This is a genomic window from Sanguibacter massiliensis, from assembly GCF_900240335.1.
Lineage (GTDB): Bacteria > Actinomycetota > Actinomycetes > Actinomycetales > Cellulomonadaceae > Flavimobilis > Flavimobilis massiliensis.
The window spans coordinates 1,490,896-1,507,006 of record NZ_LT964979.1; the positions used below are offsets into that span (position 1 = coordinate 1,490,896).

Here is a 16,111-nt window from a genome sequence, read left to right on the forward strand (position 1 = left end):
CGCTCTGCCAGCCGCAGCACTCCACCAGCCCAGCGCTCCGCCAGGCGCAGGACTCTCGCGGGGCGAGGGCCGCTAGGGCGCGGGCTGGAACTGCTCCCAGCCCGTGAACGCGCCCGGATCGGCCTCGGCCCGGGCCTCGTCGCGCAGCATCTGGACCCACAGCCCGATCGCGAAGAGCCCGAAGATCCACCACTGCAGCGCGTAGAAGAGGTTCTGCATGTTGACGCCCTCACCGCCCTGGACCGTCGGTCGCGGCAGGAGCGTGAGCGCGCCGGAGTCGGCGGGCGTCGTCGACGACACGACGAGGTAGCCCGTGTAGATCGGACCGCCCCAACGGTTCGTCAGCTGGCCCGATGCGATCGAGTCGGTGACCCCGTCGACGACGGCACCGTCCCCGACCGCCTCGGACGACTGCAGGTAGCCGACGACCGCGACCTCGCCGGTCGGGGCCGTCGGGGCGTCTGCGGGGGATGCGACCCACCCGCGCACGACGGGCAGGACGGGCGCGCCCGAGAGCCCGGACCACGAGGCGCCGCCGCTGCCGTCGTCGCTCACGCGCAGGGGCGTGAGCACGAGGTAGCCGATCTGGCCGTCGACCGCGCGCCCGGAGACGAGCAGCTGGTCCTCCTCGAAGGTCCCCGTCACGGCGACACTCGCGCCGACGGCAGCTCCGGGGAACGGCCGCTGCGGCTCGAGGACATCGGCGAGGTCTCGCGGCCCGGCCTGCGCGAACTCGTCGAGCCGGTGCTGCTCCGCCTGCGTCCCCCGCTCGTAGGCGCGTGAAAGCTGCCAGATGCCGAGGTTCGCGCAGACCGCGACCGCGGCGACCATGACGACGAACATCACGACGACGCGCGGCACGAAGGCCGCGCGCACGATGTCGGCGACGGACACGCGCCTGGTGGTCGCCGCCGGCGCGTCCGCGGTCGGGACTGCAGTCTCGGTCGAGGCGTCGGGGGCAGGCTCGTGCATGGGCCCACGCTATCGCGGGCGTCGGAGGTGGCTGGCGTCGCGGGTCCCCGGCGGCGGTCGCGCGCTCTCCGGGAGCTCCGCCGGCGCGTACGAGCTCGTCCCGGTGGCAGCCCGCCGTCGCTGCCGGACCGCGTCGGGAACGCCCCGCAGTGACGGATGTCTCGTCGCTGGAGGTACCGGTTCCCGTGACGTCGGGCGCCCTGGGATGCGACCCTGTGGTGAGCCACACACGGCTGCGCGGAGGACGCGGGACCTCGGTCCCCCGTTTACCCGTCGACCGCCGTGTTTGGTGGAACGGGAGCCCGCCGCACGCGGGCTCAACCCGCGGACCAGCGACGACGCAGATGTCGCTCCGCGACCGGCGGTCCGGAGGGGCCGCCCGCACAGGAGGCGAGCTAGTGACAACGTCGGCCCGGAACATCTACATCACGTCCGCCGAGGGAGCGACCGGCAAGTCGACGCTCGCCCTCGGCGTCGTCGACCTGCTCACGCGGCGCGTGCAGCGCGTCGGCGTCTTCCGTCCCGTCGCACGGTCGACGGAGGACCGGGACTACGTCCTCGAGCTGCTGCTCGCGCACGACGGCGTGGACCTCTCCTACGAGGAGTGCGTCGGCGTCACGTACGACGAGCTCCACGCGGACGCCGAGGCTGCGCTGTCGACGATTGTCTCCCGCTACCACGCGGTCGAGGCCAAGTGCGACGTCGTCGTCATCGTCGGCACGGACTACACGGACGTCGCGGGCCCCACAGAGCTCGGCGTCAACGCGCGCATCGCCGCGAACCTCGGCGCCCCCGTGCTCCTCGTCGTCTCCGGTGCCCGCCGCACGCCCGAGGCCGTCCGCCAGAGCGCGGACGTCGCGATCGCGGAGCTCGCGGCGCACCACGCGCACGCGATCGCGGTCGTCGCCAACCGGTGCGCCCCCGAGCAGACGGCGGCGGTCGCCGCCGCGCTCGACGGTCCGCTGCCGAGCTGGGCCGTGCCGGAGGAGCCGTTCCTCTCCGCGCCGACGATGGGCCAGCTCGCCGATGCCGTCGGCGGCCGCCTGCTGCTCGGCGATCCTGCGCTCCTGGGCCGTGAGGTGCTCGACGTGCAGGTCGGTGCGATGGGCGTCGAGCACCTGCTCGGCCGCATCAAGGAGGGCTCCGTCGTCATCGCCCCCGGCGACCGGTCCGACATCCTTCTCGGTCTTGTCATGGCGAACTCCGCGGCGGGCTTCCCGAGCCTCTCGGGCATCATCCTCAACGGTGGCTTCACGCCGCCCGAGACGATCGCGCGCCTCGTCGAGGGTCTTGACCAGCGACTGCCGATCGTCGCGACGGACCTCGGGACGTTCCGTTCGGCGTCGGCCGCGTACGAGACGCGCGGCATGGTGACGAAGGACGCCGAGCTCAAGGTCGCAGCCGCGCTCACGCTCTTCGAGCAGCACGTCGCGGGCGACGCGCTGCTCGACCACCTGCAGTTGTCGCGGACGGACGTCGTCACCCCGCTGATGTTCGAGTACGAGCTGCTCGACCGGGCGCGCAACGACCGCAAGCACATCGTCCTGCCCGAGGGCAACGACGACCGCATCCTGCGGGCGGCGGCGCAGCTACTGCAGCGCCAGGTCGCGGAGCTGACGATCCTCGGCACGCCGCGCGACATCCAGGCGCGTGCAGCCGAGCTGGGACTCGACCTCTCCGAGGCGCACCTCGTCGACCCGTCCGAGGGCGAACTCTTCGAGCGGTTCGCGCTCGAGTACACGGAGCTGCGCAAGCACAAGGGCATGACGGTCGACCGCGCGCGGGAGATCGTTCGGTCGGTGTCGTACTTCGGCACGATGATGGTCCAGCTGGGCCTCGCTGACGGCATGGTCTCGGGCGCTGCGCACACGACCGCGCACACGATCAAGCCGTCGTTCGAGATCATCAAGACCGTGCCCGACGTCTCCGTCGTCTCGTCGGTCTTCCTCATGTGCCTTGAGGACCGCGTGCTCGTCTACGGCGACTGCGCCGTCAACCCGGACCCTACGGCCGAGCAGCTCGCGGACATCGCGATCTCGTCGGCCGCGACGGCCGCGCAGTTCGGTGTTGAGCCGCGCATCGCGATGCTCTCGTACTCGACCGGTGAGTCGGGCTCGGGCGCGGACGTCGACAAGGTGCGTCGGGCGACGGAGATCGTGCGGGAGCGTCGCCCTGACCTCTCGGTCGAGGGCCCGATCCAGTACGACGCTGCGGTCGACGCGTCGGTCGCGCAGACGAAGCTGCCGGACTCGGCGGTCGCGGGTCGTGCGACGGTCTTCATCTTCCCGGACCTCAACACGGGCAACAACACGTACAAGGCCGTGCAGCGCTCGGCCGGCGCGGTCGCGGTCGGCCCGGTCCTCCAGGGCCTGCGCAAGCCGGTCAACGACCTCTCGCGGGGCGCGCTCGTGCAGGACATCGTCAACACCGTGGCCATCACGGCCATCCAGGCCCAGGGCGACGCGCCCACGGGCGCGTGACCGCGCACGACGCGGAGAAGCAAGGAGCTGCTCAAACCATGACCCATCCGTCCGTCCTCGTCATCAACGCAGGTTCGTCGTCGATCAAGTACCAGCTCGTCGACACGGTCGACGGCGAGGCGATCGCCTCCGGCGTCGTCGAGCGCATCGGCCAGTCCGAGGGCATCGTCACGCACAAGCACGCGGGCGAGCAGACGCGTCTCGACGAGCCGGTCCCGGACCACGCGACGGGTCTGCGCCGCGTGCTGGACCTCTTCGCGGAGCACGGTCCGGACATCGCGTCGGCGAACGTCGTCGCCGTGGGGCACCGGGTCGTCCAGGGCGGCTCGCTGTTCTCGGGCCCGACGCTCGTCACGGACGAGGTCGTCGAGCAGATCCGTGGCCTCGTGCCGCTCGCTCCCCTGCACAACCCGGGGCACGTCGCGGGGCTCGAGGTCGCGCGCGAGCTCCTGCCGGACGTCCCGCACGTCGCGATCTTCGACACGGCGTTCTTCCAGACACTCCCGGAGGCCGCGTTTACGTACGCGATCGACCGTGAGGTCGCGGCGGCAAACCAGGTGCGCCGGTACGGGTTCCACGGCACGTCGCACGACTTCGTCTCGAAGGCCGCCGCGGAGTTCCTGGGCCGTCCGCTCGCGGACCTGCGGCAGATCATCCTGCATCTCGGCAACGGCGCGTCGGTGTCGGCGGTCCGGGGCGGGGTCGCGGTCGAGACGTCGATGGGTCTGACGCCGCTCGAGGGTCTCGTCATGGGGACGCGCTCGGGCGACATCGACCCGGCGGTGATCTTCCACCTGCACCGCACGGCGGGCATGAGCGTCGACGAGATCGACACGCTGCTCAACAAGCGCTCGGGCATGCTCGGGCTCACGGGCGAGTCGGACTTCCGCGCGATCCACGAGCTCGTCGAGCAGGGCTCCCAGGATGCGCGTCTGGCACTGGACGTCTACGCGCACCGGCTCAAGAAGTACGTGGGTTCCTACCTCGCTGTGCTCGGCGGCGTCGACGTCATCACGTTCACGGCGGGCATCGGCGAGAACGACGACGTGGTGCGCGGGCTCGCGCTCGCGGGTCTCGCCGAGCTCGGCATCGAGATCGACCCGGTGCGCAACGCGGGTCGTAAGAAGGAGCCGACGATCATCTCGACGGACGCGTCGCGGGTCACGGTGCTTGTCGTCCCGACGAACGAGGAGCTCGCGATCGCGCAGCAGAGTGTCGCGCGTGTCACCGAACTCGCGGCAGCCCCCACCGCCACACCTCTCTGACTCTCTGCCCCGCGCGCAGGAATCCGCGCGGATGGTTGCTCCGAGCAGCCATCTGCGCGGACACCCATGTCGGACGGGCGTCTTCTACACGACGCCCCTGACCGCTCACGGCATGCGCAGCGACCGCAGGACGCGCAGCCCCGTCGTGAGGAGCGCCTGGCCCTTGCCGTCGGGGAACTTGAAGAGCTCGTCGAGGCTTGCGCCGTGGCCGACGAGCCGCTGGACGACGATCGTCTGCGACTCGGTCATCGCCTCGATGCTCTCGCGGCCGTGGCGGCGGCCGAGGCCGGACTGCTTGAAGCCGCCCATGGGCGCGGCGACGGAGCCCCACGCGGACGCGTAGCCGTCGTTGATGCCGACGGAGCCGGCCTCGACGCGCGCGGCGAGCTCACGTCCGCGGCGGGCGCTCGTCGTCCAGATGCTCGCGTTAAGGCCGTAGTCGGTGTCGTTCATGTGGCGCACCGCTTCGTCGTCGTCCTGGACGACGCGCAGCGTGACGAGCGGCCCGAACGTCTCCTCGCGCGCGCACAGCGCGTCGTCCGGGACGTCGGTGAGGACGGTCGGCTCGTGGAAGAGCGGGCCGAGGTCGGTGCGGTGGACGCCGCCGACGAGCACGCGCGCACCGCGGCTCAGCGCGTCGTCAACGTGCTCGGTGACGCGCTCGAGCTGCGCGGAGGTCGTGAGCGAGCCGACGTCGTGCGTGTAGTCGAGGCCGGGGCCGACACGCAGCTCGCGCACGCGCGCGACGAACGCGGCCGTGAACTCCTCGGCGACGTCGGTGTGGACGTAGAGACGCTCGATCGACATGCACAGCTGGCCCGTGTTGCCGAAGCACGCGCGGACCGCGCCGAGCGCGGCAGCGTCGACGTCCGCGTCCGCGGCGACGTAGAGGGGGTTCTTGCCGCCGAGCTCGAGGGTTGCGCCGACGAGGCGGCCCGCGGCCTGTGCCGCGACCTTGCGTCCGGTCGCGGTCGAGCCCGTGAAGACGACGTGATCGACGGCGTCGACGAGCGCGGCGCCGACCTCTCCCCCGCCCGCCACGACGCGCAGGACGCCGCGCGGCAGCCCCGCGCGCAGCAGAGCCTCGGCAGCCCACAGCGCCGTGAGCGTCGTCTGCGGGTCCGGCTTGAGGACGACGGCGTTGCCGGCGAGCAGCGCGGGCAGGGCGTCGGACAGGGCGAGCGTCAGCGGGTAGTTCCACGGCGCGATGACACCGACGACCCCGACGGGTCGGCGGTGGACACGCGCGGACGTGAGGACCGGCAGCATGCCGGGCACGCGCCGGTCGCGCAGGTAGGAGGCCCCGCGGACGCCGTAATGACGCGTCACCTGCGCGAGGTCCGCGACCTCCTCGAAGGCGCTCGCACGCGACTTGCCGTTCTCGAGCTGGACGAGGTCGAGCACGTCGGACTGCTCCGCGAGCACGATGTCCCCGAGCGCGAGCAGGACGCGCGCACGGTCGGCGACGGTCCGCCGCGACCAGGCGCGCTGCGCAGCCCGCGCTTCTGCGACCGCGCGTGCGACGTCCTCGGGCGTCGAGACGGGCACGGACGCGAGCGGCGCACCCGTCTGGGGCGAGCGCACGAGATCCTCCCGCGCGCCGGGCGTCACGACGAGCTGCCGCAGCAGGTGCGTGAGGTCGTCCGGCTCGAGCAGGTACGTCGACCCGACGTCCTCGGGGTCGAGCGGGCCGTGGGCCGCCGCAGCGGCCTGTCCGGGGGTGTGCGGGGTCTCCTCGTGTCCGGCGTCGTCGGCGGGCACGTGCGGCTCGGGGCTCATGCTCCGAATCTACGTCCTGCCCCTGACAGTCCGCTGGGATTCACCTCTCCGCGAACCAGGGAACCACCCCGGTACGTCACGGCCCGCCGACGCGGGGAGCGTCGGCGGGCCGTGGCGTACGTGCGGGAAGGATCAGTGCGGCTGGTAGGGCGAGACGACGACCTCGACGCGCTGGAGCTCCTTGAGGTCCGAGTAGCCCGTCGTCGCCATCGAGCGGCGCAGCGCCCCGACGAGGTTGAGCGTGCCGTCGGCACGGTCGGACGGGCCGAAGAGGATCTGCTCGAACGTGCCGGCCTGGCCGACCTCGACGCGGTGACCGCGCGGCAGCTGCAGGTGGTGCGCCTCGGAACCCCAGTGGAAGCCCTTGCCGGGAGCGTCGGTCGCGCGGGCGAGCGCCGCACCGACCATGACGGCGTCCGCGCCGCACGCGACGGCCTTGACGAGGTCGCCCGAGCGTCCGATCGCGCCGTCGGCGATGACGTGGACGTAGCGGCCGCCGGACTCGTCGAGGTAGTCACGACGCGCCGCGGCGACGTCGGCAACCGCCGACGCCATGGGCGCGTGGATGCCGAGCGTCGTGCGCGTAGTGTGCGCGGCACCGCCGCCGAAGCCGACGAGGACGCCCGCGGCACCCGTGCGCATAAGGTGGAGCGCAGCCTGGTACGTCGCGGCGCCGCCGACGATGACGGGCACGTCAAGCTCGTAGATGAACCGCTTGAGGTTGAGGGGTTCGGCGTTCGCGGAGACGTGCTCGGCGGAGACCGTCGTGCCGCGGATGACGAAGAGGTCGACGCCAGCCGCGAGGACGTCCGCGTAGAACTCCTGCGTGCGCTGCGGGGTGAGGGCACCCGCGACGACGACGCCCGCGTCACGGATCTCCTTGAGGCGCGCCTTGATGAGCTCGCCCTTGATGGGCTCGGAGTAGATCTCCTGCATGCGCGTCGTCGCACGACCGTCGTCGAGCGACGCGATCTCGTCGAGGAGCGGCTGCGGGTCCTCGTAGCGCGTCCACAGCCCCTCGAGGTCGAGGACGCCCAGGCCGCCGAGCTTGCCGAGCGCGATCGCGGTCGCGGGGCTCATCACCGAGTCCATGGGCGCCGCGATGATCGGCGTCTCGAAGTGGAAGGCGTCGATCTGCCAGCTGACGGAGACGTCCTTCGGGTCACGCGTGCGCCGCGAGGGCACGATCGCGATGTCGTCGAAGGAATATGCGCGGCGTCCGCGCTTGCCACGGCCGATCTCGATCTCGTTGCTCACGGGTCCCAGGGTACCGCGAGGGGATGCCGTCGCCCGCGACTGTCGTCCCAGGAGCCGTTGCGGCAGGGGGAGGGCATGGTCACCGACGACGACCTCACCCACCTGCGCCGCTGCGTCGAGCTCGCACGCGAGGCCCTCGACGACGGCGACGAGCCCTTCGGCTCGGTGCTCGTCGACGCCACGGGTCGGGTGCGAGCCGAGGACCGCAACCGCGTCAAGGACGGTGACCGCACGCGTCATCCCGAGCTCGAGCTCGCGCGGTGGGCCGCTGCCCACCTCGCGCCGGCCGAACGCGCGGGCGCGACGGTTTACACGTCGGGCGAGCACTGCCCCATGTGCGCGGCCGCGCACGCGTGGGTCGGGCTCGGCCGCATCGTGTACGTCGCGAGCTCGGCGCAGCTCACGGAGTGGCTCACCGCTTGGGGCGTGCCGCCCGCACCGGTGCTGCCGCTGGCCGTGCAGGACGTGGCGCCGGGCGTCGTCGTCGAGGGCCCCGTGGCGGAGCTCACGGGCGAGGTCCGCGCGCTCCACGCGCGCCTCCACGGCGAGGGTTGAGCCAGGGGCGTCGCCGTACGACGACGCGCGCACACTGTCGCCGACCGAAGGCGAACCGACGGGGATCGTGGTCGCGGCCACGATCCCCGTCGGCATGCGACGGCTCAGTCGAGCCGCGCGTACGCGCCGATCGTGAGGAACGTCGGGAACTCGTCCCCGCACGCGACGTCACGGAAGATCTGTGCGGCCTCGTCGATCCTGTCGCCCGCGGTGCGCGGCAGGTCGTCGACGATCTGGGCGAGGAGCGTCTCGACGCGCTCGACCGTGATGAGCGCCCCGCCCTGCGTGCGCGTGCCGTTGTGGATCCACTGCCACACCTGCGAGCGCGAGATCTCCGCGGTCGCCGCGTCCTCCATGAGGTGGTCGATCGCGGCGGCGCCCGTGCCCCGCAGCCACGAGGCGACGTACCGGACGCCGACGGAGATGTTCGTGCGCAGCCCCTCCGCCGAGACTCCCGCACCGGCCGACGCCGACGAGACGTCGAGCAGGTCGCGCGCCGTGACGTGGACGTCCTCGCGCAGACGGTGACGCTGGTCGTCGCGTCCCTCGAGGACGGCCTCGAACTCCTCGCGGGCGAACGGGATGAGGTCGGGGTGCGCGACCCACGTGCCGTCGAACCCGTCGGTCGCCTCACGTCGCTTGTCCGCACGGACCTGCTTCTCCGCGCGCTCGGTGACCTCGGGACGACGACGGTCCGGGATGAACGCGCTCATGCCCCCGATGGCCTGCGCGCCGCGCTGGTGGCAGGTCGCGACGAGCAGCTCGGTGTACGCCCGCATGAACGGGACGGTCATCGTCACGGACCCCCGGTCTGGCAGGACGAAGAACGAGCCTCGACGACGGAAGTTCTTGATCATCGAGAAGAGGTAGTCCCACCGGCCGGCGTTGAGCCCCGCGCAGTGGTCGCGCAGCTCGTAGAGGATCTCCTCCATCTCGAACGCCGCGGGCAGCGTCTCGATGAGGACGGTCGCTCGGATCGTGCCGTGCGGCAGGCCCAGACGCTCCTCGGAGTACGAGAACACCTCGTCCCACAGTCGCGCCTCGCGCCGCCCCTCGAGCTTGGGCAGGTAGAGGTAGGGGCCGCGGCCGCGCGCGACGAGCTCGCGGGCGTTGTGGAAGAGGTAGAGGCCGGCGTCGACGAGCGACGCCGACGCGGGCGTCTCGGTGCCTGCGCGGTCGACCGACCGCAGGTGCTTCTCGATGAGGTGCCACCCGCGCGGCCGGAACACGATCGTCGGCAGGTCCGTGAGCGTGCTCGACGGCAGCCGGTACTCCTTGCCCCCGGGAGACGTGAAGCGGAGCGTGCCGCGGATGCCGTCGTGGAGCGCGACCTGCCCGCCGACGATGTTCTCCCACGTGGGGCTCAGCGCGTCCTCGTGGTCGGCGAGCCACACGTTCGCCCCGGAGGACAGGGCGTTGATCGCCATCTTCGGGTCGGTCGGGCCGGTGATCTCGACGTGCCTGCGTTCGAGGCCCGGGCCGGGGCCGGCGACGCGCCACGTGCGGTCGTCGCGGATATGACGGGTCTCGGGCAGGAAGTCGGGGTCGATGCCGTCCTCGATCATCTGCCGGGCGCGCTGGCGCTCGACGAGGAGTTCGTGGCGACGGGCCGCGAACCGGTCGTGGAGCTCGGCGACGAAGTCGAGGGCGTCGGGCGTGAGGATCTCGTCGCCGCGGGGGCCAGCGTCGCGCGTCGGGCGGATCGTCGGGCGCGTTCGCGGCGGGGACGTCGTGTCGGTCGTGAGGGTCATGAGGTGCTCCTTCGGGGACGCCGGCGCGGGCCCGGTGGGCCCGCGCCGGTACGTGCGGGGTGGGGTCAGAACTGCTCGGTCTCGGTGGACCCGACGAGCGCGAGGGTGGCGCTGTCGGGGTTGAGCACTCCTGCGACGCGGTCGAAGTAGCCGGTACCGACCTCCCGCTGGTGGCGGGTCGCGGTGTAGCCGTCGGCCTCGGAGGCGAACTCGGCCTCCTGGAGCTCGACGTACGCGCTCATGCCGCGGTCGCGGTAGCCGCGGGCGAGCTCGAACATCGAGTGGTTGAGGGCGTGGAAGCCCGCGAGGGTGATGAACTGGAACGCGTAGCCGTGGCTCGCGAGCTCACGCTGGAAGCGGGCGATCTGCGCGTCGTCGAGATGCTTCTTCCAGTTGAACGACGGCGAGCAGTTGTAGGCGAGCATCTTGCCGGGGTGCTCGGCGTGGATCGCCTCGGCGAACTCCCGGGCGAGTCCGAGGTCGGGCTCGCCGGTCTCGACCCAGATGAGGTCGGCGTAGGGCGCGTATGCGAGGCCGCGCGTGATGACGGCCTCGAGGCCGGGGCGCGTGCGGTAGAAGCCCTCGGAGGACCGCTCGCCCGTGAGGAGCGGACGGTCGCGCTCGTCGATGTCGCTCGTGATGAGGTCGGCGGCGAGAGCGTCGGTCCGTGCGATGACGATCGTGGAGGTGCCGGCGACGTCGGCGGCGAGGCGCGCGGAGGAGAGCGTGCGCACGTGCTGCTGCGTCGGGACGAGGACCTTGCCGCCGAGGTGGCCGCACTTCTTCTCCGACGCGAGCTGGTCTTCCCAGTGCACGCCGGCCGCGCCTGCGGTGATCATCTGGTGCATGAGCTCGTACGCGTTGAGGGGGCCGCCGAAGCCGGCCTCGGCGTCGGCGACGATCGGAGCGAGCCACTCGCGGGCCGGGCGGCCGAGCTCGGCGGTCTCGATCTGGTCGGCGCGCAGGAGCGCGTTGTTGATGCGGCGCACAACGGCGGGGACGGAGTTCGCGGGGTAGAGCGACTGGTCGGGGTACGTCTGTCCGGAGAGGTTGGCGTCGGCCGCGACCTGCCAGCCCGAGAGGTAGATGGCCTTGAGGCCCGCGCGGACCTGCTGGACGGCCTGGTTGCCGGTGAGGGCGCCGAGGGCCGCGATCCACTCCTCCGTGTGGAGGAGGTCCCAGAGTCGCTCGGCGCCGCGGCGGGCGAGCGTCGCGTCCTCGCGGATGGAGCCGCGGAGCATGATGACGTCCTCGGCCGTGTAGTCGCGGCGGATGCCGGCCCAGCGGGGGTTGGTCGCCCAGTCGTGGGCGAGCTCGGCGGCAGTCTGGGTCTGGTCGCCGGGCAGGCCGCGTGCGGAGGCGACGATCTTCTCGCCCGTGCCGTCGGCGGCGGTGTCCAGCGGGGTGAAGGTGGTCGTGCTCACGGTGTCCTCCTTGGTCTGCGGCCCCTGAGTGGTGCCGTGAATCAAGGTTCTTCCGCTCTGCAGACGCTGAGAAGACCCCTTTCCGCGTAAAGATCAAGCGATCTTTACAGGCTGTGAAGTTCCTCGCCGCTGCGCGCAGATTCTCTGCCCGACGGGCCCGGCGGGGCCGCGCCGAATGTCGGAGGCACCTGCAAGGATCGTCCCGAGCGTGAGCACCACGCTCAGGACCGACGACGAACGGGCGATCATGACTGATGTGAACCGCGACGCAGCACCCGACCTCTTCTCCGACTCGTGGGCCTCCGGCCCCCTGCTCGGCTTCGACACCGAGACGACGGGCGTGAGCACGTCCTCCGACAGGATCGTCACGGCGGCGCTCGTGCGCCGCGACCCCTTGCGGGGGACGACGGTCGACACGTGGCTCATCGACCCGGGTGTGCCGATCCCCGAGGCCGCGTCCGCGATCCACGGCATCACGACCGAGCACGCCCGGATGAACGGCGTCTCGCCGTGGGTCGCGCTCGAGGAGATCGCGGCACGTATCGCCGCCGACCTGCGCGCAGGCATTCCTCTCGTCGCGTTCAACGCGACGTTCGACGTCTCGATCCTCGAGGCCGAGCTCGTCCGCCACGGGCTCCCGACACTCACCGACCGGCTCGGCAGCCCCATCGTCGGCGTCATCGACCCCCTCGTCATCGACCGCAAGGTCGACAGGTGGCGCAAGGGCAAGCGCAAGCTCGTCGACCTGTGCGGCGTCTACGGCGTCGACGACGCGGTCGACCTCCACACCGCGGACGTCGACGTCATCGCGACCCTCGACGTCCTCGCCGCGATGGTCGAGCGTCATCCTGGGCTCGCCGAGATGTCGCTCGCGGACCTCCACGGCTTTCAGCAGGAGGCGCACCGCGAGTGGGCTGCAAGCTTCAACGCGTGGCGCACGTCCAAGGGGCTCGACGGCCCCGGCGCGGGCCTCGAGTGGCTGGTCGACGCACGATGACCGCCGTCGTTCCGCTCACGCCCGCCTTCGTCCGTGGTGCCCTGCGCCTCGAGCCGACCGCGCGCGGCGTCGCGCCGCACCGCCTGCCTGCGTGGGCGCTCGCGCAAGCGGCAGACCCCCAGCTGTCGATGGTCGAGGCCCAGGGCGCGGGCGTGCGTATCGCCATGCGCACCGCGGCGACGTCGGTGACGCTCACGGCCCACCGCACGCGCGTCACCTACGCTGGCGCCCCCGCGCGGCCCGACGGCTCGATCGACCTCATCGTCGACGGGGACGTCGTCAGACGCACGCGCACGTCGGGCGGCACGACGACCGAGCTCGACATGGTGACAGGCCAGCCGACGGTCATCCCGGGCGACGACCTCGTCGCGACGTTCGACGGTCTACCTGCCCGGGTCAAGGACGTCGAGATCTGGCTGCCCCACAACGAGACGCTCGAGATCATCGAGGTCACCGCGGACGCACCCGTCACCGAGGCGCCCCTCGTGGGCCGTCGCTGGCTCCACCACGGCTCGTCGATCAGCCAGGGCTCCAACGCGGCCCGCCCGACGGGCACGTGGCCCGCGGTCGCGGCCCGGCTCGGCGGCGTCGAGCTGCAGAACCTCGGGTTCGGCGGCGCCGCGCTGCTCGACCCGTTCGTCGCCCGCGTCATGCGTGACACCCCGGCGGACCTCCTCTCGGTGGCGCTCGGGATCAACCTCGTCAACTCCGACCTCATGCGGCTGCGTGCCTTCCGCGCGGGCCTGCACGGCTTCCTCGACACGATCCGCGACGGCCACCCGAGCACACCGCTGCTCGTCGTCACGCCCCTCCACTGCCGCATCCACGAGGCCACCCCCGGCCCCGGGGCCTTCGACACCGAGGCGATCGCCGAGGGCCGGCTCGCCTTCATGGCGACGGGCGACCCCGCCGAGGTCCCCGCCGGTCGGCTCACCCTCGAGTCGATCCGTACCGAGACCACGCGTCTCGTCGCCGAGCGGCAGGCCACCGACCCGCACCTCTTCCTGCTCGACGGCCTCACGCTCTTCGGCGCCGCCGACGAGGCCGCCCACCCGCTGCGCGACGCGCTCCACCCCGACGCCGAGACGCACCGCTTCATCGGCGAACGCTTCGCGCAGCACGTCTTCACGCACGGCCCGTTCACGAGCTGAGCGCAGCAACCGCCCCGCGGATCAGGGGCCCGCTCCCGTCCGGGGCACCGGGACCTCGTGGTGGGGTCCACTCACCCCCGCCGCAGCACGACGACCGAGTCGTCGAGCTCGGCGTGCGTGCCGTCCGGCCCGACGGCCGCGCGCCGGCGCACCTCGGCGACCTCGACCGTCCATCCCTCGCCGTCGAGCCCGATCTCCGCGACCTCCGAGGCAGGCGTCGGGAACTCACCGTGGCCCGCGTGCTCGGCCGACATCCACGGCGGCGGGGCGGCGTGCGCGACGACGACGAGCCGCCCGCCCGGCGCGAGGTACGACGCGAACCGTCGGAGGATCTCCCCGCGCGAGAGCTCGACGGGCGACTGGAGAAAGCTCGCGGTGACAAGGTCGACCTGCCCGTCGGGCTGCCACGTCGTGAGGTCCCCGACGACGAACCGCGCCCGGTCGCGCAGCCCCTCGGCGGCCGCCGCCTCGGTGCCGCGCTGCACGGCCGTCGGCGAGACGTCGACGCCCAGCGCGTCCCACCCCTCGCGTGCGCACCACAGGACGTCACCACCCTCGCCGCAGCCAAGGTCGAGCGAACGGCCCGGTGCGAGCCCGCGGACGACGTCCGCCGTCGACGCGTTGACCCTGCCCGACCACCGGCGGCCGCTCTCGGCGTACATCTGCTCCCAGAACTCGGCGGGCGACCGCTCGTCGGAGCCGTGTCCGTGTGCATCGGTCATGGCGTCAGCGTGCGCCGTCCCCGTCGCCCGGCGCAAGCCGGGAAGGTCAGTCCGTGCCGGGCCAACCCGTCAGTCGCGGACCCTCCGGACGGGGCGCGCCCGGCCGCACGGGGTACGGCGTGACCTGCGGTCCGACGAGCAGCCCGCGGTAGCGCATCTGCGAGTAGCCACGCCCGCCCAGGACGAGCCGGTAGTGAGCGTCGTCCCACGGGAGCGCTTGCTCCTGCTCGAAGCACCAGCGCAGCTGCACCGCGACCGGGTCGTTCCCGACGAGCGTGGCCACGCGCGCCTCGACGAGGTCCGCCGGAACGCCGTCCCTCGCCAGAAGTCCCTCGGCCCGCCCCGACCACAGGGCGACGAGGAGGATCCGTTCGAAGAGCGTCGGGGCGCGGCCCGACATCACCGTGGCGGCCAGGTCGGCGCGGTGCCGTGCGGGCCGGGTCGGGTCGGTCGACGTCCAGCCGAGCGGCTTGAGCGTCGTCACCACGGTCTTCGCGACGTCGGGCCGGTCGACGAGGCCGAGCGCGGCGAGCCGAGTCCCGATGACCTGGACGAGCGACCCGTCGAGCCCACCCGGAGTCTCCGACAGTCCGAGTGGGTCGATCGCTCGGATCGCGTCCGCGGGGACGAGCGGGACGTCGACGCGCACGCGGGACGCGGCGGTGTCGAGCAGCTCGTCCCCCGTCGCGACGACCTTCCCCGCGAGGACGATCGGGCGCCCGTGCGGCTCGAGGACGACGCGCAGCGCGTCGCGTGCGACAAGGTCGACGAGCACGGCCGCCGACGTCATGCGTTCGACGTCGAGCATCGTCCGCTCGACGCGACCGGTGGCCTCGTCGACGAGCAGCAGCGGCACGAGCTCGGCGGGGATCACAGCACGCACGCTAGCCGAGCCGGTGCCGCACGGCGCCCCGGGACACGAGGCCGCTTGCCGCTTCCCGACGCACGTCCGTAGCATGTGAGCACCTCACCACGATCCGGACGGGACGGACGATGATACCGACCAGGCCTCGCCGCCGCCTTCGCGCCGTCGCTGCCGTCGCGGTCGTGACAACCGCGCTGTCGGCATGTTCGTTCTCGTTCAACGTGGGGCAGGGCGACGAGACCACGACGCCCGACGGCGTGCTCGGCGGCCTGCGGATCAGCTACGAGATCGGCGCGCGCAACAGCGATCACCCCCACGGGGCGGGCCCCCTGCGCATCGGGGACCCCGACATCCTCCGTGACACGTACCGCGACGCAGGCCGGACCCCCGCCAGGTGGTCGGTCCGCTACAGGTTCCCCGTCCCAGTGACCGACACCGAGGGCCGCACCTGGGAGGTCCAGGGCGTCACGGACGACGCGGCCGCGTTCTTCGACCCGGCGTTCTCCGAGGACGGCCCGGTCGCGGTGACGGCTGGCCTCGACGGGCCGGTGACGCTGCTCATCCCGGATCTCGCGGACGACGGCGACGCGGCACCGCGGACGGTGCACGTCCGGTCGGTCACCTCCGAGTTCGAGTCGTCGCTCCGCGACCGTCCGGAGCACCCGCGCCTCTTCGTCGACGCCGCGACCTTCGGCGCGTTCGTCGAGCAGGCTGGCGGCACGCCCTGGTACCAGATCGTGCACGCGGGCCCCGGGCAGGGAGGCCCGGCCGAGCCGACGATCGTCGACGTCTGGGTCGACCACGACGACGCCCAGGGGCGGTCGTCCGAGGCGTGGGACTTCGACGCGGCGCTCGAGGACGCGGGCTTCGACGTGCCGTCGCACCTGGGCTGA

At 72.4% G+C, this 16,111-nt stretch carries 13 protein-coding genes; 6 read left to right on the plus strand and 7 right to left on the minus strand.

All coding sequences use genetic code 11. The features are described 5' to 3' along the window. Window positions 1–72 precede the first annotated feature (72 nt). Window positions 73–972 carry an SURF1 family protein gene (locus tag C1729_RS06925; protein WP_102509290.1) on the minus strand — a complete coding sequence of 300 codons (900 nt, stop codon included), beginning with the start codon at window positions 970–972 and terminating at the stop codon, window positions 73–75. A gap of 398 nt (window positions 973–1,370) precedes the next feature. On the opposite strand from C1729_RS06925, the gene pta reads away from it, so the two are divergent. Further along, window positions 1,371–3,452 carry a phosphate acetyltransferase gene (pta, locus tag C1729_RS06930; protein WP_242493749.1) on the plus strand — a complete coding sequence of 694 codons (2,082 nt, stop codon included), beginning with the start codon at window positions 1,371–1,373 and terminating at the stop codon, window positions 3,450–3,452. A gap of 38 nt (window positions 3,453–3,490) precedes the next feature. Next, window positions 3,491–4,717 carry an acetate kinase gene (locus tag C1729_RS06935; protein ID WP_102509292.1) on the plus strand — a complete coding sequence of 409 codons (1,227 nt, stop codon included), beginning with the start codon at window positions 3,491–3,493 and terminating at the stop codon, window positions 4,715–4,717. Window positions 4,718–4,822: 105 nt separating this feature from the next. On the opposite strand, the gene C1729_RS06940 is transcribed toward C1729_RS06935, so the two are convergent. Then, window positions 4,823–6,496: a succinic semialdehyde dehydrogenase gene (locus C1729_RS06940; protein WP_102509293.1), complete on the minus strand. Its 1,674-nt coding sequence runs from the start codon at window positions 6,494–6,496 to the stop codon at window positions 4,823–4,825. Between the two features lie 132 nt (window positions 6,497–6,628). Then, window positions 6,629–7,753 (minus strand): GuaB3 family IMP dehydrogenase-related protein, encoded by a 1,125-nt coding sequence (locus C1729_RS06945; RefSeq protein ID WP_102509294.1) that lies wholly within the window; start codon window positions 7,751–7,753, stop codon window positions 6,629–6,631. Window positions 7,754–7,828: 75 nt separating this feature from the next. On the opposite strand from C1729_RS06945, the gene C1729_RS06950 reads away from it, so the two are divergent. Next, window positions 7,829–8,308, plus strand: coding sequence for a nucleoside deaminase (locus C1729_RS06950; RefSeq protein ID WP_102509295.1), 480 nt, complete (start codon window positions 7,829–7,831; stop codon window positions 8,306–8,308). Between the two features lie 104 nt (window positions 8,309–8,412). Here the strand turns inward: C1729_RS06950 and aceB are convergent, their stop codons facing one another. Further along, entirely contained in the window at window positions 8,413–10,059 is a 1,647-nt protein-coding gene (gene aceB / locus C1729_RS06955; RefSeq protein ID WP_102509296.1) for a malate synthase A, read from the minus strand. 65 nt (window positions 10,060–10,124) lie between these two features. Beyond that, window positions 10,125–11,459: an isocitrate lyase gene (gene aceA / locus C1729_RS06960; RefSeq protein ID WP_422917655.1), complete on the minus strand. Its 1,335-nt coding sequence runs from the start codon at window positions 11,457–11,459 to the stop codon at window positions 10,125–10,127. A gap of 232 nt (window positions 11,460–11,691) precedes the next feature. On the opposite strand from aceA, the gene C1729_RS06965 reads away from it, so the two are divergent. Together C1729_RS06965 and C1729_RS06970 are read left to right on the plus strand one after the other, a co-directional pair. After that, the gene (locus tag C1729_RS06965; RefSeq protein WP_422917643.1) at window positions 11,692–12,480 is read left to right on the plus strand and encodes an exonuclease domain-containing protein; all 789 of its coding nucleotides are present in this window, start codon (window positions 11,692–11,694) and stop codon (window positions 12,478–12,480) included. Next, window positions 12,477–13,631 (plus strand): SGNH/GDSL hydrolase family protein, encoded by a 1,155-nt coding sequence (locus C1729_RS06970; RefSeq protein WP_102509297.1) that lies wholly within the window; start codon window positions 12,477–12,479, stop codon window positions 13,629–13,631. Before C1729_RS06965 ends, C1729_RS06970 begins: the two co-directional genes overlap by 4 nt. 71 nt (window positions 13,632–13,702) lie before the next feature. On the opposite strand, the gene C1729_RS06975 is transcribed toward C1729_RS06970, so the two are convergent. Both C1729_RS06975 and C1729_RS06980 read right to left on the minus strand, forming a co-directional pair. Then, window positions 13,703–14,353: an SAM-dependent methyltransferase gene (locus C1729_RS06975; protein WP_102509298.1), complete on the minus strand. Its 651-nt coding sequence runs from the start codon at window positions 14,351–14,353 to the stop codon at window positions 13,703–13,705. Window positions 14,354–14,399: 46 nt separating this feature from the next. Next, on the minus strand, window positions 14,400–15,227 hold the full coding sequence (locus C1729_RS06980; RefSeq protein ID WP_102509299.1) for a GPP34 family phosphoprotein: 828 nt from the start codon (window positions 15,225–15,227) through the stop codon (window positions 14,400–14,402). A 173-nt stretch (window positions 15,228–15,400) separates the two neighbouring features. Between C1729_RS06980 and C1729_RS06985 the strand changes: the two genes are divergently transcribed. Next, entirely contained in the window at window positions 15,401–16,111 is a 711-nt protein-coding gene (locus C1729_RS06985; protein ID WP_102509300.1) for a hypothetical protein, read from the plus strand.

What these genes read in the sequence shown, in the direction of transcription:
- C1729_RS06925 (WP_102509290.1), bottom strand. Translation starts at nt 972, where the DNA reads ATGCACGAGCCTGCCCCCGACGCCTCGACCGAGACTGCAGTCCCGACC.
- C1729_RS06935 (WP_102509292.1), top strand. Translation starts at nt 3,491, where the DNA reads ATGACCCATCCGTCCGTCCTCGTCATCAACGCAGGTTCGTCGTCGATC.
- C1729_RS06940 (WP_102509293.1), bottom strand. Translation starts at nt 6,496, where the DNA reads ATGAGCCCCGAGCCGCACGTGCCCGCCGACGACGCCGGACACGAGGAG.
- C1729_RS06950 (WP_102509295.1), top strand. Translation starts at nt 7,829, where the DNA reads ATGGTCACCGACGACGACCTCACCCACCTGCGCCGCTGCGTCGAGCTC.
- aceB (WP_102509296.1), bottom strand. Translation starts at nt 10,059, where the DNA reads ATGACCCTCACGACCGACACGACGTCCCCGCCGCGAACGCGCCCGACG.
- C1729_RS06970 (WP_102509297.1), top strand. Translation starts at nt 12,477, where the DNA reads ATGACCGCCGTCGTTCCGCTCACGCCCGCCTTCGTCCGTGGTGCCCTG.
- C1729_RS06975 (WP_102509298.1), bottom strand. Translation starts at nt 14,353, where the DNA reads ATGACCGATGCACACGGACACGGCTCCGACGAGCGGTCGCCCGCCGAG.